Origin of the sequence: Rickettsia sp. TH2014 (genome assembly GCF_019249195.1) — a bacterium.
GTDB classification, from domain to species: Bacteria; Pseudomonadota; Alphaproteobacteria; order Rickettsiales; family Rickettsiaceae; genus Rickettsia; species Rickettsia felis.
On the sequence record NZ_MXAX01000237.1, the window covers coordinates 2,804 to 9,415 of the forward strand.

Genomic DNA, 6,612 nt, shown 5'->3' on the forward strand with positions numbered 1-6,612 from the left:
GAATTACTACGTAATTCTTCTCGCAATGACGTTGCAATTTTATCAAAATAACTTATGCAAAAATTAATTATTCACGGCGGTAAACCTCTTAAAGGTAGTATTAATATTAGTGGTGCTAAAAATGCCGTGCTACCTATTATGGCGGCATCTATTCTTGCCGATAAACTGCATATTACTAATGTTCCAAAGTTAACGGATGTTAGTACTATGAAAGATTTGCTAAGAAGTCACGGAGCAGATATTGAAATATTAGAACATCAAGATGAATTTGAACTTATAATTAATACCGGAAATATAAATAACTTTACTGCAGATTATGAAATAGTCCGTAAAATGAGAGCATCGATTTGGGTGCTTGGTCCTTTGCTTACCAAATACGGTAAAGCAAAAGTATCGCTTCCGGGTGGTTGTGCTATTGGAGCAAGGCAAGTAGATTTGCATATTGCCGTATTAAAAGCTATGGGAGCTGCGATTGAAATAGAAGACGGTTATATTAACACCTCAAGTAAAGGACGTTTAAAAGGTACTCATTTTGCTTTTGATAAAGTTTCTGTAGGTGCTACAATTAATGCAATACTTGCAGCTGTTTTAGCAGAGGGGGAAACTGTACTTTTTAATTGTGGTCGAGAACCGGAGATAGTTGATTTATGTAATTGCCTTATCAAAATGGGAGCCGATATTGCAGGTGTCGGCACTAGTGAAATAACAATTAAAGGTAAGGATTCTTTAAATAAAGCGAGCTATAAAGTACTTTCTGATCGTATTGAAGCCGGTACTTATATGTTTGCGGCAGCTATTACTAAAGGTGATATAAAAATTTGTGGGATTGATTACCATATTATAGAAAATATAGCTTTAAAACTTATTGAAACGGGTATAAAAGTTGTGCCGATCAATAACGGAGTCCAAGTAACTTATGAAGGGAAGTTAAATTCAGTTGATTTAGAAACTAATCCCTATCCCGGCTTTGCTACTGATTTACAAGCACAATTTATGAGCCTTATGACGCTTAGTAACGGTGTTTCAATGATCACCGAGAATATTTTTGAAAATCGCTTCATGCATGTTCCTGAATTATGTAGAATGGGAGCAGATATAGTAGTACGAGGTAATAAAGCGGTCGTTCGAGGTGTAGAAATGTTAAAAGGAGCAGAAGTTATGGCAAGCGACCTTAGAGCTTCGGTATCGCTAATACTCGCAGGGCTCAGTACTAATAGCAAAACCGTATTACATCGAATATATCACTTGGATCGTGGCTTTCAAGATTTAGAAAAAAAATTAAGTAATTGCGGTGCGGATATAAAAAGAGTATAATATACTTGATGAACTTCAAAAATTGGCTACGTCGTTCTACAAGAGCTTCGGTACTCACGTATTAAGTAACTGCTGCCGTTCCTCGTCTCGTGAGCTCCTTGCTCTTTTTGAAGTTGATCTTCGTATACTCAGTTCTTATTTATTTGTAGTGTACTATTTTTAACGGAGAAAATTATGGCAAGAATTACAGCAGAAGATTGTAATAAAATTATACCGGATAGGTTTCGGCTTGTTGTACTAGCAACAAGATATGCTAAATTATTAAATTATAAAGTAGAAACTAATCAAATCAAAAAAGAAAAGCGTGATAAACCTCCTGTTATCTCATTACGTAGAATTGCTGCCGGAAAAGTATCGGTAGAACAGTTAGAACAAGACCTAATAAATAGTCTGCGTACAAAAACTATGATAGAGCCAATTGTTAATCAGGATGAATCAGAAGATATAGAAGAAAAATTTGAGTATTTACCTGAGGTTTGTATAACGGAAGATTACTCTGATTTAGATGATCAAATTTTTATTGATGAGACCGGTGATGATTTTGAAGATAAGTAAATGTTTATCGGTGTCGGTACTGATATAGTACAAATTCCTAGAATCGAAAAAATATTACATTTATATCCAGAACTTTTTGCTCAAAAAATTCTAACTTCGAAGGAGTTAGCGCAGTTTAGTTTATTGGACAAAACAAGTCATGCTGTATTTTTAGCAAAGCGTTTTGCTGCTAAAGAAGCTGTAAGTAAAGCCTTTGGAATCGGTATAGGTCAAGGTATAAATTTAAAAGATATTACTATACTAAATGATAATTTGGGCAAGCCTATAGTAGAAGTGAGTTCAAACTATACAAAAAAACTCCCACCTTTTAATATTCACCTGTCTCTTTCTGATGATTACCCTATATGTGTAGCATTTGCTGTAGTCGAGGGGAAGTTATAGTGTCATTTCTGCGGTATTGTTGCGTGGATACCCAAACCGTCATTGCGAGGAGCGAAGCGATGTGGCAATCTCATGAAGTAATAACACAAACTCCTGAGATTGCTTCGTCAAAACTTACAGTTTTTCCTCGCAATGACGACTTGGTATGCGGGGAATGTCCGCTCTAGCGAAATATAAATCACGCTCCGGCTTTGTTGTCTGCTTTGGGTAACATAATTTTTAAATCGGCTTTAGCTTCTAAATCAGAAATATATTTCTTTAGTACTTCTGCAGCTAATATATTATCAATAGTTACTTTTGCTTCTTCCTTTGTTGGAATAGGCGCAGGTTTTTTTTCAAGCACTTTGATAATATGCCAACCGAAATCGGTTTTTACAGGAGTTGAAACTTCATTTACTTTTAAAGCAAAAGCTTTCTTCTCAAATTCCGGTACTAACTGTCCAGGTTGATTTAATAGAATGTAACCTATAACTCCGCCGTTTGAAGCTGAAGCTTTATCAAGAGATGATTCTTCTGCAAGCTTAGTGAAATTTCCACCTTTGCTTAATTTGGTCTTTATATCGTTAGCTTCTTTTTGGGATTTAACTAAAATATGAGCAACTTTTATTTGCTCTTTACCTTTAAGATTACCGACATATTTATTATATTCGTTATCAAACATCTTATCTGTAATATTAGATTTTATATAATTTGCCAATAATTCTTGTTGAGCTAATTGATTTTTTGCATTTTCAAGTTTTTCTTGGAATTCTTTAGAAGAAGTAATATTTGACTTAGCAACTTCTTCTTTTAACAACAGATTATTAACATAAATTTTTATTAATTTTTCCTGATCTTGCGGTGGAAAATCATTAAAATTTTTGATTGTTTCACCTGATTGAAGATTAAGCTGAGGCTTAAATTCTTTCATAATTTGCGATTCTTTTACTTCACCGCCTTTATAGGTAGCAACTACTTTGTCTTGATCGGCAAAAGTAATACCGGAAAGCATGCTAACTGATAAAAATATAACAGATAATTTTTTCATTTATGACTCATAATTGTGTTAAACATAAGCTTAAATTTTATAAAAATAATATATAACCGTCAACAGCTATTTGAGAATATTTTATTTATTAATAATAATTTACAAATATTTGTAGTAAAAAATGCCTTTCAATAAATAAATTATTCATTTAAATAAAATTATAACATTTGATAATTTTATAAAATATACCTATATTTAAGTACTAAAATACTAAAAATATCATAAGGACTTTAATGCTTTCTATTTTAAAAAAACTTTTCGGTACTGCAAATGATCGTACTGTAAAAAAACTATTTTCTGAAATTACAAAAATTAACTCACTTGAGCCTGCTATACAAAAATTATCAGATGAGGAGTTAAAGAATAAAACTGTAGAGTTTAAAGAAAAGCTTAAAAACGGAGCTACTTTAGACGATATAGTATATGAGGCGTTTGCGGTAGTTAGGGAAGCGGCTAGAAGAGTTTGCGGTATGCGTCATTTTGACGTTCAGCTTATAGGCGGTCTTATATTACATAGAGGCATGATTACCGAAATGCGTACCGGTGAGGGTAAGACCTTAGTTGCAACACTTCCTGCTTATTTAAATGCTTTAACCGGAAAAGGTGTACATGTTGTAACCGTCAATGATTATTTGGCAAGCCGCGATTCTACTTCCATGGGTAAAATTTACAATTTTTTAGGTTTATCGGTTGGATGTATTGTTGTCGGCATGCCTGATGAAGCAAAACGAGTCGCCTATAATGCCGATATTACTCATGCCACAAATAATGAACTCGGTTTCGATTATTTAAGAGATAATATGAAGTATAACTTGCAGGAGCGAGTACTTCGTCCTTTTAATTTTGCTATCATCGATGAGGTTGATTCGATTTTGATAGATGAAGCAAGAACTCCGCTCGTTATATCGGGTCCGGTGAATGATAATTCGGAATTATACGGTAAAATTGATAAAATTGTACGCCTGCTTAATATAAGTGATTTTGAAAAAGATGAAAAATTAAAAACTATCAATTTAACGGAAACCGGTATTACACATATAGAATCACTTTTAAGTAAAGAACATCTTATAAAGCCTGATTCCGGTTTATATGATTTTGAGAATCTAACTTTAGTACATTATGTTAATCAAGCCTTAAGAGCTCATAATATGTTTACTATTGATGTAGATTATTTAGTGCGTGAAGGTAAGGTAATGATTATCGATGAATTTACCGGCCGTGTAATGGAGGGGCGGAGATATTCGGAAGGGTTACATCAAGCATTAGAAGCAAAAGAAAATGTAAAAATTCAAAATGAAAACCAAACTCTTGCATCTATTACTTTCCAAAATTATTTCCGTAATTATCCTAAATTATCGGGTATGACCGGTACGGCTATGACCGAAGCACCGGAACTAAAAGACATATATAATCTCGATGTGGTTGCAGTTCCAACCCATAATAAAGTTACAAGGCTTGACCTTGATGATGAGATTTACGGTAGTAAAAAAGAAAAATATGATGCTATCTTAAAGCTAATTAAGGATTGTTACGATCGTGGTCAGCCTGTACTTGTCGGTACGATAAGCATAGAAAAGTCAGAAGAGCTTTCAAGCGTTTTAAATAAAGAAAAAATCCCTCATAAAGTTTTAAATGCTAAGTTCCATGAGCAGGAAGCTTTTATTATTGCTCAAGCAGGTAGGTTTAAGGCAGTAACGATTGCAACCAATATGGCAGGGCGAGGTACTGATATTATGCTTGGCGGTAATCCTGAAATGCTAATAGAGCAGCTGGATAATGATCATAATTACGAAGCTAAAACAGCTGAAATAAAAACTCAAATTGCTGAAGAAAAGAAGCAAGTTATTGAAGCAGGCGGTTTATTTGTGATAGGTACGGAAAGGCATGAAAGCCGTAGGATAGATAATCAGCTAAGAGGAAGATCGGGTAGACAAGGCGATCCCGGTAAGACTAAGTTTTTCCTATCTCTTGATGATGATTTGATGCGTATTTTTGCATCAGATCGTATATCAGGAGTTCTTAGAACACTTGGATTGAAAGATGGAGAGGCGATCCACCATCCGATGATTAGTCGTTCACTTGAGAAAGCTCAGCAAAAAGTTGAAGGCCATAACTACGAGATGCGTAAAAATTTATTACGTTTTGATGATGTAATGAATGACCAACGTAAGATAATATACGAGCAACGTACTGAAATTATTAAATCTAAAGATAGTCACGGTTTCTTAAATAGTACTACTGAGGAACTCGCTAAAAAGATAGTATTAACTTTTATGCCGGTAGGCTCTTATAGAGAAGATTGGGATATAGAAAATTTAAGCGTAGAATTACATCGTGTCTTTTCTATGAAATTTGATCATAATTTAGTCAGTAAAAATGACGTAACGGAAGAAGAAATCACGAAAATCGTTATACAAACGGCTCATGATATATACAAGTCAAAAGAAGAAGCTTATAGTAGTGAGTTAATGCATAATGCCGTGAAGTATATTTTACTAACTATTCTCGATCAAGTTTGGAAAGACCATTTATATAGCTTAGATCATTTAAGACAAGGCATATCGCTTAGAGCTTATGCTCAAAAAGACCCTCTTAGCGAGTATAAAAGAGAGGCATTTAATTTATTCGAGCAGATGCTCAATAATTTAAAAGAATTATTTATTCAAACAGTATATCACTTCCATATCGACTTAAAACATATTCAAAAAGAAGATGTTTCGCTTGAGCATAAAAAACTTCAGAAAAATATGCGAGAAAGTCGGGAGGATCCGGCATTTAGTAAATACAATGCAGGAAGTAGCCTTGAGACTGACCTTAAACCAGTCGTATCACGTATTGACCCAAAAGATAGAAACCCTGATGATCCTACTAGCTGGGGGAGGGTATCTCGTAATGAGCTATGCCCGTGCGGTTCAGGCAAGAAATATAAATATTGTCATGGTGCAAATGAGTAGATGAAAACCACCTTACCTGAACGTTCTCTTAAGATCCAAGCTAGGCTTAATTTTATAATGCAGCAGATTTTAGATATTGCACAGGATAAAATTACTATGATTATTTTGTATGGCTCTTTTGCTAGAGGCGACTGGGTACGTGATTTACCTAACGGTTACCATAGCAATACTGATATCTTGATAATTTTAAAAAAGGTAAATATAAAGGGCATACTGCTTTAAGGTTAGAAGATAATTATATAAAAGATTAGAAAAAACAGGAGTAATAAAACCTCAGATTATCCCGTATGATTCAGAGATATCTATAATTCTAGAGTCAATAAACGAGGTAAATAAGCAGTTGGAGATAGGGCGTTATTTTTACACGGATATTAAGAAAAG

6 protein-coding genes and 1 pseudogene are annotated in these 6,612 nt (G+C 34.1%); 6 read left to right on the forward strand and 1 reads right to left on the reverse strand.

Translation table 11 applies throughout. The annotated features are described in order from the left end of the window. The first annotated feature begins 54 nt into the window (after positions 1 to 54). From murA to KYQ89_RS04755, 4 genes are all read left to right on the forward strand, one after another. Positions 55 to 1,314: a UDP-N-acetylglucosamine 1-carboxyvinyltransferase gene (murA, locus tag KYQ89_RS04740; RefSeq protein ID WP_218460633.1), complete on the forward strand. Its 1,260-nt coding sequence runs from the start codon at positions 55 to 57 to the stop codon at positions 1,312 to 1,314. 174 nt (positions 1,315 to 1,488) lie between these two features. Next, entirely contained in the window at positions 1,489 to 1,869 is a 381-nt protein-coding gene (rpoZ, locus tag KYQ89_RS04745; RefSeq protein WP_011271267.1) for a DNA-directed RNA polymerase subunit omega, read from the forward strand. Then, on the forward strand, positions 1,870 to 2,250 hold the full coding sequence (gene acpS / locus KYQ89_RS04750; RefSeq protein WP_218460634.1) for a holo-ACP synthase: 381 nt from the start codon (positions 1,870 to 1,872) through the stop codon (positions 2,248 to 2,250). It begins immediately after the preceding gene. 23 nt (positions 2,251 to 2,273) lie between these two features. After that, positions 2,274 to 2,417, forward strand: coding sequence for a hypothetical protein (locus tag KYQ89_RS04755; RefSeq protein ID WP_218460635.1), 144 nt, complete (start codon positions 2,274 to 2,276; stop codon positions 2,415 to 2,417). A gap of 11 nt (positions 2,418 to 2,428) precedes the next feature. Here the strand turns inward: KYQ89_RS04755 and KYQ89_RS04760 are convergent, their stop codons facing one another. Further along, positions 2,429 to 3,277, reverse strand: a complete 849-nt coding sequence (locus KYQ89_RS04760) for a peptidylprolyl isomerase (protein ID WP_218460636.1) — start codon at positions 3,275 to 3,277, stop codon at positions 2,429 to 2,431. Positions 3,278 to 3,510: 233 nt separating this feature from the next. Here KYQ89_RS04760 and secA point away from each other — a divergent pair, with 233 nt between their 5' ends. Both secA and KYQ89_RS08325 read left to right on the forward strand, forming a co-directional pair. Next, positions 3,511 to 6,231: a preprotein translocase subunit SecA gene (gene secA, locus KYQ89_RS04765; protein WP_218460637.1), complete on the forward strand. Its 2,721-nt coding sequence runs from the start codon at positions 3,511 to 3,513 to the stop codon at positions 6,229 to 6,231. Then, positions 6,232 to 6,612 (forward strand): annotated as a pseudogene (locus tag KYQ89_RS08325) (nucleotidyltransferase); the annotation flags it as partial. It lies immediately after the preceding gene.

Bases quoted from the DNA above. Each gene is read 5' to 3' on its own strand.
- murA (WP_218460633.1), top strand. From the start codon at position 55: ATGCAAAAATTAATTATTCACGGCGGTAAACCTCTTAAAGGTAGTATT.
- rpoZ (WP_011271267.1), top strand. From the start codon at position 1,489: ATGGCAAGAATTACAGCAGAAGATTGTAATAAAATTATACCGGATAGG.
- acpS (WP_218460634.1), top strand. From the start codon at position 1,870: ATGTTTATCGGTGTCGGTACTGATATAGTACAAATTCCTAGAATCGAA.
- KYQ89_RS04760 (WP_218460636.1), bottom strand. From the start codon at position 3,277: ATGAAAAAATTATCTGTTATATTTTTATCAGTTAGCATGCTTTCCGGT.
- secA (WP_218460637.1), top strand. From the start codon at position 3,511: ATGCTTTCTATTTTAAAAAAACTTTTCGGTACTGCAAATGATCGTACT.